19 protein-coding genes are annotated in these 23941 nt (G+C 65.3%); 8 read left to right on the forward strand and 11 right to left on the reverse strand.

Going from position 1 to position 23941, the window contains the following annotated elements; all coding sequences use genetic code 11:
• Positions 1-56: 56 nt before the first annotated feature.
• From CLU86_RS06010 to gabT, 6 genes are all read right to left on the reverse strand, one after another.
• Complete coding sequence (locus CLU86_RS06010; protein WP_099740998.1) at positions 57-1547, reverse strand: NAD-dependent succinate-semialdehyde dehydrogenase; 1491 nt, start codon at positions 1545-1547, stop codon at positions 57-59.
• Positions 1548-1640: 93 nt separating this feature from the next.
• The gene (locus CLU86_RS06015; protein WP_099740999.1) at positions 1641-2459 is read right to left on the reverse strand and encodes an ABC transporter permease; all 819 of its coding nucleotides are present in this window, start codon (positions 2457-2459) and stop codon (positions 1641-1643) included.
• Between the two features lie 42 nt (positions 2460-2501).
• Complete coding sequence (locus CLU86_RS06020) at positions 2502-3764, reverse strand: ABC transporter permease (protein WP_099741000.1); 1263 nt, start codon at positions 3762-3764, stop codon at positions 2502-2504.
• Positions 3765-3870: 106 nt separating this feature from the next.
• Positions 3871-4902 (reverse strand): ABC transporter substrate-binding protein, encoded by a 1032-nt coding sequence (locus CLU86_RS06025; protein WP_099741001.1) that lies wholly within the window; start codon positions 4900-4902, stop codon positions 3871-3873.
• A gap of 67 nt (positions 4903-4969) precedes the next feature.
• Entirely contained in the window at positions 4970-6067 is a 1098-nt protein-coding gene (locus CLU86_RS06030) for an ABC transporter ATP-binding protein (RefSeq protein WP_099741002.1), read from the reverse strand.
• 32 nt (positions 6068-6099) lie between these two features.
• On the reverse strand, positions 6100-7392 hold the full coding sequence (gabT, locus tag CLU86_RS06035; RefSeq protein ID WP_099741003.1) for a 4-aminobutyrate--2-oxoglutarate transaminase: 1293 nt from the start codon (positions 7390-7392) through the stop codon (positions 6100-6102).
• A gap of 208 nt (positions 7393-7600) precedes the next feature.
• On the opposite strand from gabT, the gene CLU86_RS06040 reads away from it, so the two are divergent.
• The gene (locus CLU86_RS06040) at positions 7601-9019 is read left to right on the forward strand and encodes a PLP-dependent aminotransferase family protein (protein ID WP_099655281.1); all 1419 of its coding nucleotides are present in this window, start codon (positions 7601-7603) and stop codon (positions 9017-9019) included.
• A gap of 78 nt (positions 9020-9097) precedes the next feature.
• Here CLU86_RS06040 and CLU86_RS06045 read toward each other — a convergent pair whose 3' ends face one another.
• Positions 9098-10462: a CitMHS family transporter gene (locus CLU86_RS06045; protein WP_099655282.1), complete on the reverse strand. Its 1365-nt coding sequence runs from the start codon at positions 10460-10462 to the stop codon at positions 9098-9100.
• 325 nt (positions 10463-10787) lie between these two features.
• On the opposite strand from CLU86_RS06045, the gene CLU86_RS06050 reads away from it, so the two are divergent.
• The 6 genes from CLU86_RS06050 (at position 10788) to CLU86_RS06075 (ending at position 18632) form a co-directional block, all read left to right on the forward strand.
• On the forward strand, positions 10788-11591 hold the full coding sequence (locus CLU86_RS06050) for a response regulator transcription factor (protein WP_099655283.1): 804 nt from the start codon (positions 10788-10790) through the stop codon (positions 11589-11591).
• Complete coding sequence (locus CLU86_RS06055; RefSeq protein ID WP_199175096.1) at positions 11524-13185, forward strand: sensor histidine kinase; 1662 nt, start codon at positions 11524-11526, stop codon at positions 13183-13185. Before CLU86_RS06050 ends, CLU86_RS06055 begins: the two co-directional genes overlap by 68 nt.
• Positions 13182-14447 (forward strand): ABC transporter substrate-binding protein, encoded by a 1266-nt coding sequence (locus CLU86_RS06060; protein ID WP_199175097.1) that lies wholly within the window; start codon positions 13182-13184, stop codon positions 14445-14447. The genes CLU86_RS06055 and CLU86_RS06060 overlap by 4 nt, the downstream gene beginning before the upstream one ends.
• Before the next feature lie 79 nt (positions 14448-14526).
• The gene (gene alaS / locus CLU86_RS06065) at positions 14527-17136 is read left to right on the forward strand and encodes an alanine--tRNA ligase (RefSeq protein ID WP_099741004.1); all 2610 of its coding nucleotides are present in this window, start codon (positions 14527-14529) and stop codon (positions 17134-17136) included.
• A 158-nt stretch (positions 17137-17294) separates the two neighbouring features.
• Positions 17295-18065, forward strand: coding sequence for a 2OG-Fe dioxygenase family protein (locus CLU86_RS06070; RefSeq protein ID WP_099741005.1), 771 nt, complete (start codon positions 17295-17297; stop codon positions 18063-18065).
• A gap of 129 nt (positions 18066-18194) precedes the next feature.
• Positions 18195-18632, forward strand: coding sequence for a universal stress protein (locus CLU86_RS06075; protein WP_099655287.1), 438 nt, complete (start codon positions 18195-18197; stop codon positions 18630-18632).
• Positions 18633-19002: 370 nt separating this feature from the next.
• Here the strand turns inward: CLU86_RS06075 and CLU86_RS06080 are convergent, their stop codons facing one another.
• From CLU86_RS06080 to CLU86_RS06095, 4 genes are all read right to left on the reverse strand, one after another.
• Complete coding sequence (locus tag CLU86_RS06080) at positions 19003-19992, reverse strand: tripartite tricarboxylate transporter substrate binding protein (RefSeq protein WP_099655288.1); 990 nt, start codon at positions 19990-19992, stop codon at positions 19003-19005.
• Between the two features lie 70 nt (positions 19993-20062).
• The gene (gene bktB / locus CLU86_RS06085; RefSeq protein WP_099743341.1) at positions 20063-21247 is read right to left on the reverse strand and encodes a beta-ketothiolase BktB; all 1185 of its coding nucleotides are present in this window, start codon (positions 21245-21247) and stop codon (positions 20063-20065) included.
• 89 nt (positions 21248-21336) lie between these two features.
• Positions 21337-22098 (reverse strand): SDR family NAD(P)-dependent oxidoreductase, encoded by a 762-nt coding sequence (locus CLU86_RS06090; protein ID WP_099655290.1) that lies wholly within the window; start codon positions 22096-22098, stop codon positions 21337-21339.
• A 94-nt stretch (positions 22099-22192) separates the two neighbouring features.
• Positions 22193-22768, reverse strand: coding sequence for a MarR family winged helix-turn-helix transcriptional regulator (locus tag CLU86_RS06095; RefSeq protein WP_099741006.1), 576 nt, complete (start codon positions 22766-22768; stop codon positions 22193-22195).
• A 102-nt stretch (positions 22769-22870) separates the two neighbouring features.
• Here CLU86_RS06095 and CLU86_RS06100 point away from each other — a divergent pair, with 102 nt between their 5' ends.
• Entirely contained in the window at positions 22871-23836 is a 966-nt protein-coding gene (locus CLU86_RS06100) for an EamA family transporter (RefSeq protein WP_099741007.1), read from the forward strand.
• Positions 23837-23941: the final 105 nt, after the last annotated feature.

Here is a 23941-nt window from a genome sequence, read left to right on the forward strand (position 1 = left end):
TATAGGCATGTCTGCGGCGCCTACCGATCAGGCGCCTCAGGCGCTGCGCGCCAGCCTTATTTCTGGATGTCGCCCAAGCACAGGTACTTGATCTCCACGTAGTCGTCCATGCCGTAGTGCGAGCCCTCGCGCCCCAGGCCGGATTGTTTGACGCCGCCAAACGGCACATGCTCGGTCGCCAGGATGCCCACGTTGATGCCGACCATGCCGTACTCCAGCGCTTCGCCCACACGGAAGATGCGGCCCACATCGCGGCTGTAGAAGTAGCTGGCCAGTCCAAACTCGGTGGCGTTGGCGGCGTCGATGGCTTCTTGCTCGGTCTTGAATTTGAAGACAGGGGCGAAGGGGCCAAAGGTTTCTTCGCGCGCGCACAGCATGTCGGCCGTGGCGTTGGCCACCACGGTGGGCTCAAAGAACTGGCCCGAGCCCATTTGGGTCAAGCGCTTGCCACCGGCCACCACCTGGCCGCCCTTGACCAATGCGTCGTCCACATGGCGCTGCACCTTTTCAAGCGCTGCTTCTTCGATCAGCGGGCCCTGGTTCACGCCGTCTTCAAAGCCGTTGCCTACCTTGGCGGTCTTCACCTTGGCGGCAAACTTGGCGACAAACTGGTCGTACACGCCTTCTTGCACGTAGAAGCGGTTGGTGCACACGCAGGTCTGGCCTGCGTTGCGGTACTTGCTGGCAAAGGCGCCTTCCACGGCGCTGTCGATGTCTGCATCATCAAACACGATGAAGGGCGCATTGCCGCCCAGCTCCAGCGACATTTTCTTGACGGTGGGGGCCGACTGCGCCATCAGGATGCGGCCCACTTCGGTTGAGCCTGTGAAGCTGATGTGGCGCACCACGTCGCTGGCGCAGAGTACCTTGCCGATGGCAATCGAGTTGGCACTGTCGGCGCTCAGGATGTTGAGCACCCCCGCCGGGATGCCTGCACGAATCGCCAGCTCGGCCGCCGCCAGGGCCGTAAGCGGCGTCAGCTCGGCCGGCTTGATGACCACGGGGCAGCCTGCGGCCAGTGCGGGCGCGACTTTGCGGGTGATCATGGCCAGCGGAAAGTTCCACGGCGTGATGGCCGCGCACACACCAATGGGCTGCTTGAGGACCAGCAGGCGCCGGTTGTTGTCAAACTGCGGCAGCGTCTCGCCGTTGACGCGCTTGGCTTCTTCGGCAAACCACTCCACAAAGCTGGCGCCGTAGGCCACTTCACCCTTGGCTTCGGCAAACGGTTTGCCTTGCTCGGCGGTCATGATGCGCGCCAGGTCGTCCTGGTGGGCCATGAGCAGGTCAAACCATTTGCGCAAGATGGCGCTGCGCTCCTTGGCGGTCTTGGTCTTCCAGGGGCCCCAGGCCGCGTTGGCGGCGGCAATGGCGGCCTCGGCGTCTTGCGGGCCCAGGTTGGCCACATCGGCCAGCTTCAGGCCGGTGGCGGGGTCGTTCACATCAAAGCGGCTGCTGCCTGCTAGCCACTGGCCGTTGACCAAGGCGTCGGTCTTGAACAGGCTGGGGTCGTTGAGCAGCGAAAGGGGGGAGGTCTTCATGTCCATGGGATACGTCCGGGTGAAGAAAAAATGGGTGGGGGTTGGGGAAAAAGGCTAGCGCGCGTTGCCGCCGAGCCCGTCAAGCGACTCAGGGGACCATCATCCACGTCGTCCGCGCAGCCACTCCAGCGCCAGCAGCAGGCCGGTGGTGAACAGGATCAAGAGCGTGGCCACTGCCGCAATGGTGGGCGAGATGTTTTCGCGGATGCCATTGAACATCTGCCGCGGCAGGGTGGATTGGTCGGCACCAGCCAGGAACAGGGTCACCACCACTTCGTCGAACGAGGTGGCAAACGCGAACAGCGCCCCAGAGATCACGCCCGGTGCAATCACCGGCAGCGTGATGCGAAAGAAGGTGTTGAACGGCGTCTCGCCCAGGCTCAGGGAGGCGCGCACCAGGTTGTGGTTGAAGCCCGCCAGCGTGGCCAGCACGGTGGTCAGCACAAAAGGGGCCCCCAGGGCGGCGTGCACCACGATGAGACCAAAGTAGCTGTCGGCCAGGCCCAGCGGTGCAAAGTACAGGTAGGTGGCTACGCCCACCACGATGATGGGTACCACCATCGGTGCAATCAGGATGCCCATGATCAGGCCCTTGAAGCGGAAGTCCGACCGCGATAGACCCACGGCCGCCAGCGTGCCCAGCACTGTGGCAATCAGCGTAGCGGCTGGGGCCACGATAAAGCTGTTGCGCGTGGCGCGGGCCCATTCGGGCGATTCGAACAGATGCTGGTACCACTTGAGCGACCAGCCGTGGATGGGGTAGGCCAGGAACGAACTCTCGGAGAACGACAGCGGCACCATCACCAGGATAGGGGCCAGCAGATAGGCCAGCACTGCCACACACAGCGCGCGCACGGCCCACCAGCCGAGCTTGTCGAGCCAGGTAGCGTAGAGGGGAAATTGGGGGAGGCGAAACATGGTCAGGGCCTTTATTCAGCGCGGGTATTGCTCAGGTCTCGTTCAGCCTAGGCTGAGCTCGGCCTTGCCGATGCGGCGGTACACGCCATACAGCAGCAGCGTGGCGGTGAGCAGCAGCGCGCCCAGTGCGCAGGCCATGCCCCAGTTGATTTCCACATTGGTGTAGCGGGCGATGTAGTAGCTCAGCATCTGGTCGTCGGCACCGCCCAGCAGGGCCGGGGTGACGTAGTAGCCAATCGACAAAATGAACACCAGCAGCGCACCCGCCCCCACGCCGGGGTAGGTTTGCGGCACATACACGCGAAAGAATGCGGCGATGGGCGAGCTGCCCAGCGAAACGGCCGCACGCAGGTAGGTGGGCGGCACGCTTTTCATCACGCTGTACAGCGGCAAAATCATGAAGGGCAGCAGGATGTGCACCATGGCAATCACCACGCCCGTGCGGTTGAACAGCAGTGCCAGGGGCTCGTTGATGACGCCCAGGCCCATCAGCCCCCGGTTGACCAGACCTTCAGACTGCAGCAGCACGATCCAGGCGGCCACCCGCACAAGGATGGACGTCCAGAACGGCACCAGCACCAGAATCATCAGCACATTGGCCGAGCGCGCAGGCAGCGTGGCCAGCCACCAGGCCAGCGGGTAGGCCAGTAGCAGGCAAATCACGGTGACCACCAGGCTGATGTGGAAGGTGCGCAGCAAGATGCCGCCAAAGGCACGTTGCTCTTCGGGCATGCGCTCGACTTGGCCTTGCGCGTCGCGCTGCAGGTCGACAGAGGCGAGCAGGTAGTCGGGCGTCCAGCGGGCGCCGTTTTTGGCAATGGCTTGCCACAGTGGGGCTTCGGCCCAGCGGGCGTCTTTTTCAATCAACTGGGCACGGATGGCGTCGGGGTTGCCCTCCATCGGCAAAGCACGGTAGGCCCCCATGATGAGCGAGCGTGCGCCGGGCAGATCGGTGTTGAGCCTGCGGGCCAGGGCCCCGGCGTCCGAGCTGTCGGGCAGGTGGCCCAGGTCTGCTATCAGTGCGGCATAGGCATTGGCTGCGGGGGCTTCCTTGCGGTCCCAGCCGTCCAGGGCGCGCACGGTGGCGGGCAGGGCGTTGGCTACCTCGGGGTTTTCCACGGCGCGTTGCAGCAGTGCCACGATGGGCACCAGCAGCGTGAGCAGCAGGAACACCAACAGCGGCAGTGTCAGCGCAAAGGCGCGCCATTTGCGCCGAGCTTCTGCACGGGCCAAGGCCTGGCGCAAGGCGCCCGGGGCTTCACCAGAAGGTGCACTGAGGGGAGGGGAGGCCAGGGTGGCTTGCATGGTGTCTTGCTCTCTGCGTTCCGATAACAGGGCCTGCGCCTGCTGCGCTGGTTCAACGGCCCGTGGTGGCCGAAGACTTCCGCTCAGCAGGCGCAGGCTGGGTGCCTTACTGCGTGGCCCAGGCGGCAAAGCGCTTTTCCAGCGCCTCGCCTTGGTCCGCCCAGAAGCCCACGCTGAACTGCAGGGCTTCTCTGGCGTTGGCGGTCGATGTGGGCAGGTCGTCCAGCACCTTCTTGTCCAGCGTGGCCAGGGCCTTGGTGTTGGCTGGGCCGTAGGCGATGTTCTGTGCGTAGGCGCCCTGTTGTGGGGTCTGCAGCGTGAAGGCGATGAACTTCACTGCGGCATCCTTGTTGGGCGTGCCCTTGGGGATGGCCCAGTAGTCCAGGTCATAGATGCCGCCGGGCCAGTAGATCTTGAGGTTGCGGCCTTCGCGGTTGGCTGCATCGATGCGGCCGTTGAACACGGTGGTCAGCGCCACATCGCCTGCGACCAGGAACTGGGGCGCCTGGGCACCGGCCTCCCACCACTGGATGTTGGGCTTGAGTTCCGTCAGCTTCTTGAAGGCGCGGTCGGCACCTTCCTTGGTGGCCAGCACCTTGTACACGTCGGCGGGCTTCACTCCATCGGCCAGCAGGGCAAATTCGAGGTTGTAGCGGGCGCCCTTGCGCATGCCGCGCTTGCCTGGGATCTTCTTGGTGTCCCAAAAGTCAGCCCAGCTGGTGGGCGGGGTCTTGAGCTTGTCGCCGTTGTAGGCCATCACGGTGGACCACACGAAGATGCCCACGGCACATTCGTTCACCGCAGCGGGCAGCAGGTCGGCCTTGGGCACGATCTTGCTGTAGTCCAGCTTTTCATACAGGCCTTCATCGCAGCCGCGTGCGGCGTCGGGCGATTCGACTTCCACCACGTCCCAGGTCACCTTCTTGGTTTCGACCATGGCCTTGACCTTGGCTTGCTCGCCGTTGTATTCCACGGCCACGATCTTGTTGCCCTGCTTTTCATAGGGCTCGTAAAACGCCTTTTTCTGTGCGTTGGCGTTGGCGCCACCAAAGTTCACGACGGTGATCTGCTGCTGCGCCAGGCTGGGCAGGGCGAAGCAGGCGGCCAGTGCGGCACAGGCAATCAGGCTCTTTTTCATGGTGCGTTTTCCTTGAGATAGAAGGAGGTGGACAGGGAACGGGAGACGGGGAAAAACCATGCGCTCGTCAGAGTGCATAGATGCGGGTGGAGACCGGGGGGAACTCCAGCTGCACCTGCTCGCCGGGCTGGGGATGCGGGTTGGCATCGGCACGGGTCAGGGGCAGCTTGACGGTGGCTTGGGCCTGCCCGGGGCCGATGTCGCACATCAGCCGCAGGTGGTCGCCGTAGTAGATGGCGCGTGCCACGGTGGCGGGCACGGTGTTGGGGCCCTTGCTGGCGCCGGGTGGGTGCAGCACGATGCGCTCGGGGCGGATGCTGGCTTCCACCGCTGCGCCTTGCAGGGCCTGGTTCACGTTCACCCCTTGCAGCCACTGGCCGCTGGGCAGCTGCAGCCCGGCTTGTTCGCCTTGGCTTTGCAGCGTGCCGGTGAGCACGGTGCTGTCGCCCACAAAGCCGGCCACAAAGCGGTTGCTGGGGGTCTCGTACAGGCTTTCTACATCGGCCAGTTGCTGGATGATGCCCTCGTTGAATACGGCCACGCGGTCGCTCATGGTCAGGGCTTCACCCTGGTCGTGCGTCACGTACACAAAGGTCACGCCCAACTGGCGGTGCAGCTCTTTGAGCTCAATCTGCATGTGCTCGCGCAGTTGCTTGTCGAGCGCACCCAGGGGCTCGTCCATCAGCACCAGCTGGGGATTGAAGACCAGGGCGCGGGCCAGGGCCACGCGCTGCTGCTGGCCGCCCGACAGGCGGGTGGGCAGCCGGTCGGCCATGCCCGACAGGCGCACCATGTCCAGTGCCTTCTTCACGCGCTCGGCCTGCTCTGCCTTGGGCACCTTGCGCACCGTCAGCGGGTAGGCCACGTTCTCGCCCACCGTCAGGTGGGGGAACAGTGCGTAGTTCTGGAACACCATGCCAAAGTTGCGCTTGTGCGGCGGCGTGCCGGTGATCTGTTTGCCGCCGAGCAGGATGTCGCCCGAGGTGGGCGATTCAAACCCCGCCAGCATCATCAGCGTGGTGGTCTTGCCAGAGCCCGAAGGCCCCAGCAGGCTCAGGAACTCGCCGCGCTGGATGTCCAGGTTCAGCGCGCGCACCACCAGCTGTTCGCCGTCGTAGGTCTTTTGCACGCCGCTGAAGCGGACGAGGGGTTCTGCGTGGGTCATGGTGAGGGGGATGCGTTCAAACGGGGGATGGGTCAGCCCACAGCGGCAAAGCTGTCGGCCAGGATGGCCAGGCCTTCGGCGAGCAGTTCGTCAGAGGCCGTCAGAGGCACGAGGATACGGATCACGTTGCCGTAGGTGCCGCACGACAGCAGGATGAGGCCACGCTTGGCGGCTTCGGTCACGACCTTCTTGGTCAGGGCTGCGTCGGGGCGGTGCGGGTCTCCGTTTTCAAACAGTTCAATGGCCACCATGGCGCCCAGGCCGCGCACGTCGCCAATGGCAGGCACCTTGGCGGCCATGTCCTTGAGGCTGCGCACCAGCAGGGCGCCCATGTCCTGGCTGCGGGCCAGCAGGTGTTCCTTTTCAAAGGCTTCGATCACCGCCAGGGCTGCAGCGCAGGCCACGGGGCTGCCGGCGTAGGTGCCGCCCAGGCCGCCAGCTGCAGGTGCGTCGATCACGTCGGCGCGGCCCACCACGCCCGAGAGCGGGAAGCCGCCTGCCAGCGATTTGGCGGTGGTGATCAGGTCCGGGGCCACAGGCCATTGCTCACAAGCAAACCACGTGCCCGTGCGGCCTGCGCCGGTTTGCACTTCGTCAGCAATCAGCAAGATCCCGTAACGGTCTGCAAGCGCCTTGAGGCCGGTGATGAACTCGGGGGGGGCCACATAGAAGCCGCCTTCGCCCTGCACGGGCTCGACGATGAAGGCCGCCACGCGTTCGGGCTCGATGTCGTTCTTGAAGATCAGCTCCACCGATTGCAGCGCCTGCTCCACGCTCACGCCGTGCAGCGCGTTGGGGAACAGTGCGTGGTACACCTCGCCCGGGAAGGGGCCAAAGCCCAGCTTGTAGGGCGCGACCTTGCCGGTCAGGCCCAGCGTGAAGTTGGTGCGGCCGTGGTAGCCGCCTGTGAAGGCGATGACGCCGGGGCGGCCGGTGTGCGAGCGGGCGATCTTGATGGCGTTTTCCACGGCCTCGGCGCCCGTGGTGAGCAGCAGGCTCTTCTTGGCAAACGCGCCGGGGGCCAGTGTGTTTAGGCGCTCGCACACTTCCACATAGGGCTCATAGGCCACTACCTGGAAGCAGGTGTGGGTGTACAGCTCCAACTGGGCTTTCACCGCGTCGATCACGCCAGCGTGCAGGTGGCCGGTGTTGAGCACGGCAATCCCACCTGCAAAGTCGATGAAGCGGCGACCCTCCACGTCCCACAGCTCGGCGTTGCGGGCCTTGTGCACAAAGATCTCGTGGGCCTGGCCCACGCCCCTGGCCACAGCGGCATGGCGGCGGGCGAGGAGGGCGGCGTTGGTGAAGTGGCGGTCTTGTTGCATGGTGTCAGCGGCTTGGTGAAAAGTGGGTGATGAGGGAATGGGGTGAATTCTGAAAGCCGCGCCACCCACCGTCCATGTACACCGCAGCGCAAATTGGCGCGGACTGTGCAGGTCTAAAATGCTGTACAGGCAATCCCTGATTTGGTGTGCGCCAACACGGTGCACAATTCGCCCCCTTTTTTCGTCGGCTCTTCTCTTTGATCGCTTGATGCTCACTCTCAGCCCAGACCTCCAGACACCTCTGGTCAGCCAGATCGTCGATGGGCTGCGTGGCCTTATCGTGGGTCAGGTGCTCAAGCCGGGCAGCAAACTTCCCTCCATCCGCGCGTTTGCGGCGTCGCACGGCGTCAGTGTGTTCACGGTGGTGGAGGCTTACGACCGGCTGGTGGCCCAGGGCTGGCTGGTGTCGCGGGCCAATGCGGGGTTTTTCGTCAAGCGGCGTGGGGACGAGGGCGCTGCACCGGCAGGGGGCGGGCTGGAGCGCCCGGTGCCCCGTTTTGATGCGCGCTGGTACCTCAAGCAAATTTTTGAAAACCGCAACCTGCCGCTCAAACCCGGCTGCGGCTGGCTGCCACACGACTGGTTGTTCGGCGACGCGGTACGCCGCAGCATGCGCCAGCTTTCCTCCGACGGGCCTGAGCTGGACGGCTACGGGCTGCCCCACGGCCACATGGCCCTGCGCATGGTGGTGGCCGAATCGCTGGCAGAGCACCACCTGTCGGTGGACGCAGACCAGGTGATGCTGACCCAGGGCTCCAGCCAGGCGCTGGACCTGGTGGCGCGCAAACTGGTCAAGCCTGGTGATGTGGTGCTGGTGGACGACCCCGGTTACCCCAATCTGACCTTCATGCTGCGCTTTGCCGGCGCGCACACGCTGGGCGTGCCGCGCACGGCTTCGGGCTACGACCTGGTGGCGCTGGAGGCCTTGCTGGCCGAGCACAAGCCCAAGGCTTTCTTCACCCAGCCGCGCCTGCAAAGCCCCACCTGCTCGGTGGCCTCGATGGCGCACCTGCACCGCCTGTTGCAGTTGGCAGAGCAGCACGACTTTATGCTGGTGGAGAACGACATCTACGCCGACATGGACCCGACCTCGCGCCCCTCGCTGGCCAGCCTGGACCAGCTCAACCGTGTGGTGTACGTGGGCAGCTATTCCAAGACCATTTCGCCCAACCTGCGCACGGGCTTTTTGTTGGCCCGGCGCGATTTGCTGGACGAGCTGGTGCAGCTGAAGATGGTGTCGGGCCTGACTTCGTCAGAAATCACCGAGCGCCTGACCTTTGGTGTGGTGACCGATGGGCGCTGGCGCAAGCACCTGAAGTCGCTGCGCGAGCGGCTGGCCGAGGCGCACCAGCAAGTGGGCCGCAAGCTCGACGGGCTGGGCTTTGAGCTGTTTCATGAACCCGAAGCGGGCATGTACCTGTGGGCACGCCACCCCGATTTGCCCGACAGTGCCGAGCTGTCGAAGGAGGCCACGGGCGCGGGCATCATGCTCGGGCCGGGCCAGCTCTTTCTGACCGAATCGCGCCCCACGGGCTGGTTGCGCTTTAACGTGGCCTTTAGCCTGGACGAGCGGCTGTGGAGCTTTCTGGACCAGAGCATGGTGCGCGCGCGCCAGGCTGCGCAGTAGGCTGGCGCAGCGGGCGCTGGGTGGTCCACATGGCCCTGCGCCTGGGCCATGTCCTTCCTCTTTTGACTGCTCAGCGCGTCAAGGGGTTGCAGTAAGTTGCCCCATGAGCGGGAACAGCCCCAGCAGCAGGCACGCCCCCATGAGCGCCAGGCTCACCACCGTGGCCCATTTGAGGCTGAAGCGTTGGTGGTCGCCAAAGTCCACACCCGCCAGTGACACCAGCAGGTAGGTCGATGGCACCAGTGGGCTTAGCAAGTGCACGGGCTGGCCGATCAGCGAAGCGCGGGCCATCTCCACGGGGCTGATGCCGTAGGCCTGTGCGGCTTCGTTCAAGATGGGGAGCACGCCAAAGTAGAACGCATCGTTGGACATGAAGAACGTGAGCGGCATGCTCAAGAGCGCCGTGATGGTGGGCATATACGGCCCCATGCTCTTGGGAATGGCCGCCAGCAGCCCGCGCGACATGGCCTCGACCATGCCGGTGCCTGACAGGATGCCGGTGAAGATGCCCGCTGCAAAAATCAGCGCCACCACGGCCAGTGCGTTGGTCGCGTATTCGCTCACCACCTTGCGCTGGTCGGCCACGTCGGGGTAGTTGATGACGATGGCCACGGCAAAGCCCATCATGAACAGCACGGGCAAGGGCAGCAGGCCCATGACCAGCGTCACCATCAGCGCGGTGGTCAGGCCCAGGTTCACCCACAGCAGGCGGGGGCGGCGCATGTCTGCGTTCTCCGGGCCTGTGATAGTGGGCAGGTGCTCGCCGGTGGCTTCTTCATCGGCCTCCATGGCGGCGCGGGTGTCGCTTTGCAGCGGCAGGCTCACAGTACCCAGCCGCTGGCGCTCGCGCAGGCCCAGGTAAACGGAGACAGCCAGCAGCGCCACGATGGCCAGCCCCATGGCCGGAACCATGGGCACGAAGACATCAGCCGGGTCCACATGCAGTGCGCTGGCGGCGCGGGCGGTGGGGCCGCCCCAGGGCGTGAGGTTCATGATGCCGCTGGCCACCACGGCCACGCAGGTGAGGCTCAGCGGGTTCATCTTGAGCCGCTTGTACAGCGGCAGCATCGAGGCCACGGTGATCATGTAGGTGGTCGAGCCATCGCCGTCCAGCGAGATCAGCAGTGCCAGCACCGCTGTGCCCACCACGATCTTGAGCGGATCGCCCTTGACCAGCTTGAGGATGACGCCCACCACCGGGTCGAACAGGCCCGCGTGGATCATCACGCCGAAGTACAGGATGGCGAACATCAGCATCACGCCCGTGGGGGCGATCTTGCGGATGCCGTCGAGCATCATGGCCCCCATGGTGGGGGCAAAGCCGCCGATGATGGCAAACACGATGGGGATGCTGATCAAGGCCACCAGGGGCGAAAGCCGCCGGGTCATGATCAGAATCATGAAGGTCAGCACCATGCCGAATCCAAGCAAGGTCAGCAGCATGGCAGGGGTCTCCGTGTGGGTGTCATGGGGTTCCGTTCAAAACGAGAAGAGGGCTGTGGCTGGTTTCCCGCCCTTTTTTGGTGCTGTGGCCGGGCATGCATGCACGGGGCATGAACGGTGCTCGCCACAGGGGGTGAACCTTAGATTTCCACTCTGTCGTGCGCCTGTCGTGGTGCAGGGGTTTCGTGTATTTACTAATAGGGTAAACCCTTGCACCGCATCGGTGCGTGGAACAATACGGGGCTTTGGCCCGGTGGTTTGTCGACTGTCGGTCGCTGGTTTTTTGTTGATGGCAACCGCATCTGCGTGCGGGAGAAGGTTTGAAATGCGCATCCTGCTGGTAGAAGACGACCCCGATCTGGCCGAGGCCGTGGTGCGCCGTTTGCGGCGCCAGGGCCATGCGGTGGACTGGCAGGGCGATGGGCGCAAGGCCTATGAGGTGCTGGGCTACACGCCGTTTGATCTGGTGCTGCTGGACATCGGCCTGCCGGGCATGGACGGGCTGAGCCTGCTGGCCCAGCTGCGCAGGCAGGGCAACAAGACCCCGGTGCTGATGCTCACCGCGCGCTCGGACATCGAAGACCGGGTGAATGCGCTGGACGAGGGGGCGGACGACTACCTGGACAAGCCCTTCGATTTCAGGGAGCTGGACGCCCGCTGCCGCGCCTTGCTGCGCCGCCCGCAAGGCCAGGTGGCCGGGCGCTGGGAGGTGGGCGGCCTGGTCATTGACAGCGCAGCGCGCCGGGTGAGCCTGCTGGGGGCCGAGCTGGAGCTGCCGCACCGCGAATACAGCCTGCTCGAAATCCTGGTGGGGCGCCTGGGCCGCGTGGTCAGCAAGGACGACATCGCCAGCCGCCTGTTCAACTTTGACGAAGACGTGGGGCTGAACGCCATCGAGGTGTACGTGGGCCGCCTGCGCAAAAAGCTGGTCGCCAGCGGCCTGCGCATTGCCACCGTGCGCAGCGTGGGCTACCGGGCCGATGTGGTGCCCCAAGAGGCTGTGGCCGATGCAGCGGCCCCTTCCGTTGCTGCCGATGCAGCGGACCTTCCCGTTGCGGCCGATGCCGTGGCTCATAACGCTGCGGCCGATGCCGCAGTGGCGCCTCAACAGCCCCCGCATGGTGCCTGAGGCTTTGCAACCCGCTGCCGTGCGCACGCTGCCTGCCGTGCGTCACACCCTGCTGCGCGCCATTTGCGCGCTGTTTGTGGTGGCCACGGTGGTGTTGTTTGGCGCGGCGCGCAGCTATGGCCAGCGGGCGGCCGATGGGTCTTACGACCATTTGCTCAAGGCATCCGCCTTGTCGATGGCCGACAGCGTGGCGTTTGCCCAGGGGCAGTGGCAGGTGGATTTGCCCTATGCCGCCCTTGACTTGTTGGCCATGGCCCCGGAAGACCGGGCCTTCTATCGCATTGCCGGGCCCGATGGCAGCACCCTGACGGGCTATCCCGATTTGCCCGCGCCCCCGGCAGGCTTGCCCCGCGAGGCAGGCCCTGCGCAAGCCCAGTTTTTTGACCAGACCTACCGGGGCGAATCGGTGCGATTTGCCGTGGTGCCCCGTTACATCGCCGGTGGTGCGGGCTCTGGCCTGGTGTGGGTGCAGGTGGGCCAAACGCGCCTGGCGCGCGATGCGCTGGCGGCAGACATCGCCTGGCGCGCCACGGCGGCCATCGTGGCGCTGATGGCGGGCGTGTTTTGCCTGCTGTGGCTGGGCGTGCGGCGGGCGCTGCGCCCCCTGGCGCTGCTGGAGCAAGAGCTGCTGGCGCGCCCCGCATCGGCCCTGCACCCCATGGCCAGCCCCGTGCCGCAAGAGCTGGCCCAGACGGTGCGCGCCCTCAACGGCTTCATGCAGCGCCTGGCGGTCAACCTGGACGCTTTGCGCACCTTCATTGCCGAGGCCGCGCACCAGATGCGCACGCCGCTGGCCGCGCTCATCGCCCAGGCGCAAGAAGGCCTGGACGACGATGACCCCGCCGCCCAGCGCCAAAGCCTGCAAGCGGTGGAGCGCAATGCGCTGCGCCTGCGGCGCTTGCTCAACCAGTTGCTCTCAGACGCCAGCGTGACCCACCAGGGCCACCTGCAGCGGTTTGAGGCCGTGGACCTGCTGGTGCTGCTGCAAGAGGCCCTGCACGACGTGGTGCCGCGTGCCGAACCCCGGCCTGTGGTGCGGCTGTGGTGGCGCTCCAGCGCGTCGCAGGAGAAAGTTTTGCTATCAAATAATGAGCTGCCAGCGCTTATGGATAGAGCGCTAGATGCCGAAATGATCATGGAAATGTCTCTGGCAAGCCACCCCGCAGCTGTGCTGCAGGGCGATGCACTCATGCTGCGCGAGGCCTTCAAGAACGTGGTGGACAACGCCCTCAAGCACGGCCAGCCCGAGCGCGGCCCGGTGGATGTGACTGTGCAGGGCCAGACCGACCCCGCCAGCGGCCAGCCCCAGTGGTGCGTGGTGGTGGAGGACTGCGGCCCCGGCGTGCCCGAGGCTGAGCAGGCCCGCCTGTTTGAGCGTTTTGCCCGGGGCGCGGGGGCTGCTCCCGGTGGTGCCGGGCTGGGGCTCGCGATTGTGCAGCGGGTGGTGCAAGGCCATGGTGGGCGCCTGGAGGTAGGCCATCGCGCCGAGGGCGGCTGGCGTGTGGCCATGGCCTTGCCGGTGGATTTGGCGACGGGCAAGGCTCCGGGCTTGGCGCCAGAGCCTGCGGCGATGGATGCGAGGGGGGCGGAATGACCTTGAAAGACTTGCCGCCGATGGCCCAGGTGCGTGCATGGCCCACATTGACCACATCGCCCACCCGCCGCCAGGCTTTGCGGGCCGCTGCCGCTGCCGTGCTGGCCGCGGCCTGGGGGCCGGGCAGGGCGCAGACTGCCGGGCCATCCACCAGCCCTCCGGCCGTCATGACCCGCTTTGCCGCCACGGCCCGCGAGGCATCGGTGCTGCGCATCGACAGCTCCACCGACACGGCCTTGTTTGCCCCCGCCATCCGCGATTTTCAGCGCCTGTACCCCAGCGTCACGGTGCAATACACCGACCGGCAAAGCCTGGACATCCATGCCCGCGCCCTGGCACTGGCTGGGGCCAGGGGAGCGGCCCCGGCGGTGGACGTGGCCGAGGCGCCCGACCTGCTCATCAGCAGCAGCCCCGACCTGCAGACCCAGCTGGCCAACGACGGGTATGCCTTGTCCCACCAGTCGCCCCAAACCCGCGAGTTGCCCGAGGGCGCCCACTGGCGGCGTGAAGCATTTACGCTGGGGGCCGACGCCGTGGTCATGGCCTACAACCCGCGCCTGTTGAACCCCACACTGGCCCCGCGCACCCGGGGGCAGTTGCTGGCTTTGCTGCGCCAAAGCGGTAGCCCGCTGCAGGGGCGCATCGGCACCTACGATGCCCTGCGCAGCGGCCTGGGCTACCTGCTGGCCACGCAAGACTCGCGCTTTGACAGCACGGCCAGCGTGTTGCTGGCGGCCATTGGGGCATCCAAAGCGCGGCTGGGCGACCACATCGAGCCGCTGCTGGACCGGCTGGAGCAGGGCGAGCTGGCGCTGGTCTACAACGTGCCTGCGTCCTATGCCCTGGCGCGCATGGCAGGCGGGTCCAGCCTGCGGGTGATCGTGCCCGAGGACTACACCTTGCTCACCACCCGCGTGGCGCTCATTCCCGCTTCAGCCCGGCACCCCGAGCTGGCCCGCCCGTTTCTGGACTACCTGCTGTCACCCCAGGGGCAGGCCGTGCTGGCACGCGACACGCGGCTGTTGCCCGTGCGCCAGGCCGTGGCCGCAGCGCGCGATGGCCGTGCCCTGGCCTTGCCGGGCCAGCCCGGCCCCTTGCCTGCGGCGGAAGGGGCTGCGCCCAGTGGCAGCGCCTGGCGGCTCTTGTCCCCCGGACTGGGTTTGCTGGTCTATCTGGACCCCCTCAAGCGGCAGCGGTTTTTGCAGGCCTGGGCGACCAGTCTGGGGGTGCCTGGCGCAGGCCATGGGGCAGGCGAACGGTGAGATAATCGAGGGTTTCGACCCCTCTTCCAACCTAGACGCAACCGCTCCCGGCATGCCGAGGCAGCGTAGAAAGACCCGGATGAAAGTATCTGAAATCCGCGCCAAGTTTCTCGACTTCTTCGCCGAGCGCGGCCACACCGTGGTGGCATCGTCGTCGCTGGTGCCTGGCAACGACCCCACGCTGATGTTCACCAACTCCGGCATGGTGCAGTTCAAGGACGTGTTTTTGGGCTCCGACAAGCGCCCGTACAACCGCGCTGTGTCGGTGCAAGCCTGCCTGCGTGCGGGTGGCAAGCACAACGATCTGGAAAACGTGGGCTACACGGCCCGCCACCACACCTTCTTTGAGATGCTGGGCAACTGGTCGTTTGGCGACTACTTCAAGCGCGAATCGCTGAAGTGGGCCTGGGAGCTGCTGACCGAGGTCTACAAGCTGCCGCCCGAGCGCCTGCTGGCCACGGTCTACCTCGAAGACGACGAGGCCTACGACATCTGGACCAAGGAAATCGGCCTGCCGCCCGAGCGCGTGATCCGCATTGGCGACAACAAGGGCGGCCGCTACAAGTCCGACAACTTCTGGATGATGGCCGACACCGGCCCTTGCGGCCCTTGCTCCGAAATCTTCTACGACCACGGCGACCACATCCCTGGCGGCCCTCCGGGCAGCCCTGACGAAGACGGCGACCGCTTCATCGAGATCTGGAACAACGTGTTCATGCAGTTCGACATGAAGGAAGACGGCTCGGTCACGCCGCTGCCCGCACCCTGCGTGGACACTGGCATGGGCCTGGAGCGCCTGGCTGCCATCTTGCAGCACGTGCACAGCAACTACGAAATCGACATCTTCGATCAGCTCATCAAGGCCGCTGGCCGTGAGACCGGTGTGACCGACCTGGACAACAAGAGCCTGCGCGTGATTGCCGACCACATCCGCGCCACCGCGTTCCTGGTGAGCGACGGGGTGATCCCCAGCAACGAAGGCCGCGGCTACGTGCAGCGCCGCATCGTGCGCCGCGCTATCCGCCACGGCTACAAGCTGGGCAAGAAGACGCCGTTCTTCCACAAGCTGGTGGCCGACCTGGCCCGCCTGATGGGCGATGCCTACCCAGCGCTGCGTGAGCAAGAGCAGCGCATCACCGATGTGCTCAAAACCGAAGAAGAGCGCTTCTTTGAAACGCTGGCCAACGGCATGGAAATCCTGGACGCTGCGCTGGACGGTGGTGCCAAGGTGCTGCCCGGCGAAGTGGCCTTCAAGCTGCACGACACTTACGGCTTCCCGCTCGATTTGACCAATGACGTGTGCCGCGAGCGCGACGTGGAAGTGGACGAAGCGGGTTTCAAGACCGCCATGGAAAAGCAAAAGGCCCAGGCCCGCGCTGCCGGCAAGTTCAAGATGGACAAGGCGCTGGAGTACACCGGCGATGCCAACCGCTTCACGGGCTATGAGCACCTGGCCGAGACGGCCAAGATCGTGGCCATCTACGTGGACGGCACCAGCACGGCTGCGCTGAAGGCGGGTCAGAACGGTGTGGTGGTGCTCGACGCGACGCCTTTCTACGCCGAAAGCGGTGGCCAGGTGGGCGATGAGGGCGTTATCACTAGCGGCTCGGCCCGCTTTGCGGTGGGCGACACGCTCAAGATCAAGGCCGACGTGTTCGGCCACCATGGCACGCTGGAAGAGGGCACGCTGAATGTGGGCGACACGGTGCAGGCCCAGGTCAACACCGCAGTGCGCGCCGCCACCATGCGCAACCACTCGGTCACCCACATCATGCACAAGGCCCTGCGCGAAGTGCTGGGCAGCCACGTGCAGCAAAAGGGCAGCTTGGTGAACGCCGACCGCACCCGTTTTGACTTTGCACACAACGCCGCCGTGAGCGATGCAGAGATCCGCGAGATCGAGCGCCGTGTGAACGAAGAAATCCTGGCCAACACGGCCACCGATGCCCGCGTGATGGACATCGAGTCGGCCCAGAAGACCGGCGCCATGATGCTGTTTGGCGAGAAGTACGGCGAGACAGTGCGCGTGCTCGACATCGGCACCAGCCGTGAGCTGTGCGGCGGCACACACGTGCAGCGCACGGGCGATATTGGCCTGTTCAAGGTGGTGGCCGAAGGTGGTGTGGCCGCAGGCGTGCGCCGCATCGAAGCCGTGACCGGTGCCAATGCGCTGGCCTACCTGCAAACCCTGGAAGACACGGTGAATCAAGCCGCTGGCGCCCTCAAGTCGCCCGTGGCCGAGCTGAACGCCCGCATTGCCCAGGCGCTGGAAAACGCCCGCACCCTGGAAAAGGAAGTCGCAGCCCTCAAGGGCAAGCTGGCTTCTGCCCAGGGCGATGAGCTGCTGACCCAGGCGGTGGACATCAAGGGCCTGAAGGTATTGGCGGCCGTGCTGCCAGGCGCAGACGCCAAGACCTTGCGCGACACCATGGACAAGCTCAAGGACAAGCTCAAGACCGCCGCCATCGTGCTGGCCGCCGTGGACGGCGACAAGGTGCAACTGGCTGCAGGTGTGACCGCCGACAGCATTGGCAAAGTGAAGGCCGGTGAGCTGGTGAACTTTGTGGCCCAACAAGTGGGTGGCAAGGGCGGCGGCAAGCCTGACATGGCCATGGCAGGCGGTACAGACGCCAGCAAGGTGCCTGCTGCCTTGGCATCGGTGCAGGGCTGGGTGGCTGAGCGCGTCTAAGCGTTCTGCGCTCGCCCAAGGGCTTCTTCAAGGGCTCTCCAAAGCCGCATCCGGTGCCACCGGGTGCGGCTTTTTTCTTTGATCTACCTCGTCGGCAGTGCGTCTTCTGCGACGCAACCTCGCAGCGGCGTGGCGCTGCAGTTAAGCTCTTGCGCTCTATGACCCAAGTCACCTTCCCCCCGCCGTTCACCCGCCCTTCACAGGTTTCAGAACAATTGCGCAGCGCCGGTTATGCGGTGCTGGCCCCGGCCGATGTGGCGGCGTGGGTGGGGTGCGATATGCACGAGCTGCTGGCACTCAACCCCGACTGGCAGGGCCTGCCCCCAGACGACTTTTTGAAAGACGGTGGGCGCTATCGCCGCCGCCGCCACGCCTGTTTTGTGGTAGACCACGGTGCGGTGCAGCAAGCGCCCCATCGCCCGCACTGGCAGCCGGTGGAATACAACGCGCTGCATGGCGGCATGCAGCGGCTGTTTGCCCCCATGCTGCCCCCCACCGTGGCTGCACCGGTGTGGAACAAGCTGCTGCAGGCCCTGGCTGGCGTATCGGACACCGTGTTTGCCGCCGAGCCCGCCGCCGAGCCCTGGTTTCTGGAAGCGCACCAGTTTCGCATCGACACCACCGACGGCATTGGCCGCCCCACGCCCGAGGGCGCGCACCGCGACGGCGTGGACCTGGTGGCGGTTTTTCTGGTGGACCGGCATGCCGTCAAAGGCGGTGAGACCCGCGTGTTTGAGGCTACGGGCCCGAGCGGTGTGCGCTTTACATTGACCCAGCCCTGGTCGCTGATGTTGCTGGACGATGCCCGCATGATCCACGAGAGCACGCCCATCCAGCCCCTGGCCGATGGTGCCTACCGCGACACCTTGGTCATCACCTGCCGCCGTGGCAACTTCCAGGGCGCGGATGTGGTGGACGCACCGCAATGAATGGATGTGGTGTGCACAGCTATTCGCTGCGAAATTTGATGCGAATCAAGATGCAGGGTATGGTGCCAGTTCACACTGTGGCTTGTATTCGGGCCACCGCCTGATTTCTATCACCCTAGGAGCAATACCATGTTCAAGCACATTCTGGTTCCCATCGACGGCTCGGCTACTTCCCTGCTGGCTGTGTCCAAGGCCACGGCTTTGGCCAAGACCTTTGGCAGCGTGGTGACGGCGTTGTATGTGGTGGACCCCTATCCCTTCACCGGCGTGGGGGCTGATTTTGCTTACGGGCAAGCGCAGTACCTGAGCGCTGCCACGGCCGAGGCCAACACCGCACTGGACGCCGCCCGCAAGGCCATGACCGAAGCGGGCGTGAACGTGACCACCGTGGTGGGCGAGGGCCATGCCGTGCACGAAGGCATCGTGCGTGCGCTGGAAAGCACCGGCGCCGACCTGATCGTGATGGGCTCGCATGGCCGCCGTGGGCTGGAAAAGCTGGTGCTGGGCAGCGTGACCCAGCGCGTGCTGGGCCTGGTGCATGTGCCTGTGCTGGTAGTGCGCGACTGACCCGTCAATCCGCCCCTTGCCGCGCATGCTCAACATGCGCTGAAAAACAAAATGGCTCCTGAGTGGAGCCATTTTTCATTTCATATCTTGCGCATCCCACAGATCGTAGAGCACGCACTCTCCCAACCAGTGCACCCGTGGAACTGGCTCTGCCAGGCCACCGGGTGCGTCCCCCTTCAGGGGGAAGGCTTAAGGATCCTCTGCACGAATCACCGCGCCGTGTGCATCTGCGGCATCGGGCGGTCTGCGTCGTTGCAAATGCTCGCAATAGCTGCGGCTATTGCTGCGCTTTGCGCCTAGCAACCCATCCCGATCCGCAGCGCACACTTTCCGCTCGATTCGTGCAAAGGGTCCTTAGCACCTCAGGGGGTTACTCAATCTTTGCGCCAGAGGCCTCCACGATGCCCTTCCACTTGGTGTAGTCGTTCTTGAGCAAGGTGCTCAGCTGGGCAGGGCTCATGGCCTGGGCCTCAGCGCCCTGGGCCTGGATGGCGGCCTTCATGTCAGGCGTGGCCAGCAGCTTGTTGATTTCGGTATTGAGCGTGGTGACTACGGCGGCTGGGGTGCCTGCGGGTGCAAACACGCCGTACCACGTGCTCACATCAAAGTCCTTGAAGCCAGACTCGGCCACTGTGGGCACGTCGGGCAGCGAAGAGCTGCGCTTGGCCGACGTTACGGCCAGGGGGCGCAGCTTGCCCGATTTGATCTGGCCCATGGCCGAGGGCAGGGATGACACCAGCAGGTCCACATTGCCCGCCAGGGCATCCATCAGCGCGGGGTTGGAGCCCTTGTAGGGGATGTGGCTCAGCTTGATGCCTGCTGCCTTTTCAAACAGATCGCCCGCCAGGTGGATGGAGGTGCCGTTGCCGGGCGATCCGTAAGTCACTGTGCCTGGCGAGGCCTTTGCGGCGGCCACCACATCGGCCAGCGTCTTGAATTTGGAGTTGGCATTGGTCACGATGATGACCGGGGTGTAGGCCACATGGGCCACAGCCGTCAGGTCTTTGGTGGGGTCCCATGGCAGGTTTTTGTACAGCCAGGGGCCGATCACCAGGTTGTCCTTCTGGCCCATGACCAGGTCGTAGCCGGTGGGGGCGGCCTTCACGGCTTCGGTGATGCCGATGGTGCCGCCTGCGCCCGCCTTGTTGTCCGCCACCACCGTCCACTTGGCCTGCTCGGTGAGCTTGGTGGCCACCAGGCGCGAGAGGATGTCGGTGCCCCCGCCGGGTGGGAAGGGCACGATCAGGCGCACGGGCTTGCTGGGGTATGCGCCCGCCGGGGCCGAGGCGGCTGTCTGGGCCTGCGCGGTGCTGCCCAGGGCCAGGGCCAAGGCGGTGAAGGAAATCAGTGCGCGAATCATGTGAGGGCGTCTCCGTCGGTTCAATGGTCGGTGTTCAATGGTCAGCGATCAGCGCTGATACAGGTGCGCGTTACAGGCGCTCAAAAATGGCGGCAATGCCCTGGCCGCCACCAATGCACATGGTCACCAGTGCGTAGCGGCCCTGGATGCGTTGCAGCTCATGGATGGCCTTGACGGTGATGAGTGCACCGGTGGCGCCGATGGGGTGGCCCAGCGAAATGCCCGAGCCATTGGGGTTGACCTTGGCCGGGTCCAGGCCCAGGTCCTTGGTCACGGCGCAGGCCTGGGCCGCGAAGGCTTCGTTGGCTTCGATCACGTCCAGGTCGTTGACGGTGAGGCCCGCTTTTTTCAGCGCCAGTTGCGTGGCAGGCACGGGGCCGATGCCCATGTACTTGGGGTCCACCCCCGCATGGGCGTAGGCCACCAGGCGGGCCAGGGGCTTGGCACCGCGCGCCTTGGCGGCACCGGCTTCCATCAGCACCACGGCGGCGGCGGCGTCGTTGATGCCCGATGCGTTGCCTGCGGTCACCGAGCCGTTTTCCTTGATGAAGACTGGCTTGAGCTTGGCCATGTCTTCCAGCGTGGCGCCGGGGCGGAAGTGCTCGTCGGTGGCGTACTGCACGTCGCCCTTCTTGCTCTTCAAGGTGACGGGGACGATCTGGTCCTTGAACACGCCAGCCTGCGTGGCGCGCTCGGCGCGGTTGTGGCTTTCTACGGCCAGCTTGTCCTGGTCTTCGCGGGTGATGCCCCACTTGGCGGCAATGTTCTCCGCCGTCACACCCATGTGGATGTTGTGGAAGGGGTCGTGCAGCGCGCCGATCATCATGTCCACCATCTTGGTGTCGCCCATGCGGGCGCCCCAGCGCATGTTCAGGCTGGCAAAGGGCACGCGGCTCATGTTCTCGGCACCGGCACCAATCGCTATGTCGGCGTCGCCCAGCAAGATGGACTGGCTGGCGTTGACGATGGCCTGCAGGCCCGAGCCGCACAGGCGGTTGACGTTGTAGGCGGGCGTGCCTTCGCCGCAGCCGCCTTGGATGGCGGCCACGCGCGAGAGGTACATGTCCTTGGGCTCGGTGTTGACCACGTGGCCAAACACCACATGGCCCACGTCCTTGCCTTCCACGTTGGCGCGGGCCAGGGATTCACGCACCACCAGGGCACCCAGCTCGGTGGGGGCCACATCTTTGAGGCTGCCGCCAAACGTACCAATGGCGGTGCGCACTGCGCTCACGACGACGACTTCACGGCTCATGATCAAGTCCTTTCAAATGAAATGGGCCGCTAGCGCTTTATCTATAAGCGCTAGCAGCTATAAAAAATGGAGCAAAAGATCGGGCTGGCTCAGCCCTCGCGCACATCGGCCACGGGTTGGGTGCCAAAGTCTGCGCGGTCCAGCCAGGCGAGCACGCGGGTGGCGGCATCGGCGGGCGAGGTCAGCAGCCCACCACTCTTGAGGTGGGCAAAGTTGGGTGCATCAGGGAAGTCTGCGGTGGGTGCGCCGCGCAGTTGCACCTGCATGTCGGTGTCGATCACACCAGGAGCCAGCGAGCATACCTTGGCGCCATGGGGCTTGGCCGCTTCGTCCAGTGCCAGGCAGCGGGTGAAATGGTCCATGCCCGCCTTGGCCGCGCAGTAGGCCGCCTGCGAGGCCATGGCCCTGCGGCCCAGCCCAGACGAAATATTGAGCACCTTGCGCGGCACGGCCCAGTCTGCGGTGGCGTGCAGGAAAGCCGCCGTGAGCTGCATGGGCGCCTCCAGCCCCACGCGCAGGGCATTGGCCAGGTCGGCGGGGTCGCTGTCAGACAAGGGTGCGATGCGGGGGATGACGCCTGCGTTGTTGATCAACGTGGCGCTGGTAAAGGCGTCGGGCGCCTGCTTCTTCAGCCAGGTCCGCAAATGCTCGGCAGCGGCCTGGCCGCGCGACAGGTCTTGTTGCCACTGTTCCAGCGCCACGTCAGAGGCCATGGCAGCGGCCGTCAGGTCTGGGTTGCTGTGGCGCGCGATGCAGACCACGGTGTGGTGTGGTTTGAGCAATTGCTGCGCCATGGCCAAGCCCATGCCGCGCGATGCGCCGGTGAGGATAAAAAGCTGTGTTGGAGGCATGCGAGCATCCTACCGTCATGTGCCGCATTTGCCGCATGGGGATTGCCCCCGCATGATGGCGCGCAAAGCGTTTCGCCCCTTGCCTTGGCTGCCTTTACTTCGTGCCCGCCGCCTCGGTCGGGCTGGGTAGCTTGTCTTGGCTTTGCGCTGGTTCATGGTCTGGCTCCAGCGTGTGCAGCAGCAAAGACAGGCGGTGCTCCAGGGCCGCAAGATCGGCCGCCTTCAGCGTTGCCAGCAGGCGGTGTTCGTTGGCAACGTGGGCCTCCACTGCCCGGTCGATCAAGTCCAGCCCCGCACTGGTGAGCTGCACCAGCGAGCTGCGCGCATCGCTGGGGTTGGGCAAACGTGCGACCAAGCCTCGGCCCTCCAGCCGCTGCATGCGGTGCGTCATGGTGCCTGAGGTGACCATGAGCGTGGAAAACAACGTGGTGGGCGCCAGGGTGTAGGGCGCACCCGAGCGGCGCAGGGCTGCCAGCATGTCGAACTCCCAGGCGCTCAGATCGAACTGGGCAAAGACCTCTTCCACCTTGCGCATCAGCAAGGCGGTGCAGCGGTTGAGGCGGCCAATGATGCCCATGGGACTCACGTCCAGGTCGGGCCTTTCTCGCTGCCACTGGGCCAGGATGTCATCGACCGCATCGGTGGGGCGGGCAGGGCGGGTGGGGGGCATGGTGATTGAATATTGTCTTGATTTCAAGATTTTATGGTATCGTTTTATCTTGAGATCAAGGTAATTAATGCCTTTGTCCATTTGCTTTTGAAACATCGACCCATGCACTCTCGGCCTTCCACCCTTACGCCCTCGCAAGCACCGTCGTCCCATGGGGTGGGGGCGGCTTCTGTACAGGCTTCGGCCACCGTGCGTGCCCCTGCTCACCCAGCAGCCGGCCCGCTGGATGTGCTGTTGACGGCACTGGCGCCACTCATCTGGGGATCGACCTACATCGTCACCACCGAGCTGTTGCCGCCTGACCGGCCCTTCACCGCGGCCGTGCTGCGTGCACTCCCTGCAGGCCTGTTGCTGGTGCTGTGGTGCCGGCGCCGGCCCGCAGCGCACAGTTGGCTGCGCTTGCTGGTGCTGGCGGCGCTGAACATCGGGTTCTTTCAAGCCATGTTGTTTGTGGCGGCCTACCGTTTGCCGGGTGGCGTGGCGGCCGTGGTGGGTGCGGTGCAGCCGCTGCTGGTGATGGGCTTTGCCTGGGGCGTAGACAAGCTGCGCCCCGCACGCACGGTGCTGCTGGCGGGCGCTGTGGGGGTGGTTGGCATGGCCCTTCTGCTGGTGGCCCCCGGCACGGTGTGGGACCCGCTGGGCGTGGCCGCCGCGCTGGCTGGCACGCTGAGCATGGCAGCAGGCACCTTTTGGTCACGCAAGTGGCAAACGCAATTGCCCGTGCTGGCCTTTACCGGCTGGCAACTGCTGCTGGGCGGGGCCATGCTGCTGCCCGTGGCTTGGTGGGCTGACCCGCCTTTGCCCGTGCTCACCGGCATGAACGTGCTGGGCTACGCCTACCTTTGCATTGCTGGTGCGCTGGTGGCCTATGCGCTGTGGTTTCGGGGCATTGCCCGCTTGCCCTCGGTGGCGGTGGCATCGCTGGGCCTGCTCAGCCCCGTGGCGGCCGTGGTGCTGGGCTGGGCCTTGCTGGGGCAAGCATTGGCCGGTTGGTCGCTGGTGGGGATGTGCACCGTGCTGGTCTGTATTGGCGTGGTGCAGTGGTCTGTATCGCGGCCCAAGCGATAGAGAACCTCTGCACGAATCACCGCACCGTGTGCCTCTGCGGTCTCTGGCTGCTGCACATTCCCCAACCTATTCAAAGTTGCCCGGCGCGGTGCCAACGGTAGTGTT

The sequence above is a fragment of the Acidovorax sp. 62 genome, assembly GCF_002754495.1.
GTDB lineage: Bacteria > Pseudomonadota > Gammaproteobacteria > Burkholderiales > Burkholderiaceae_C > Acidovorax.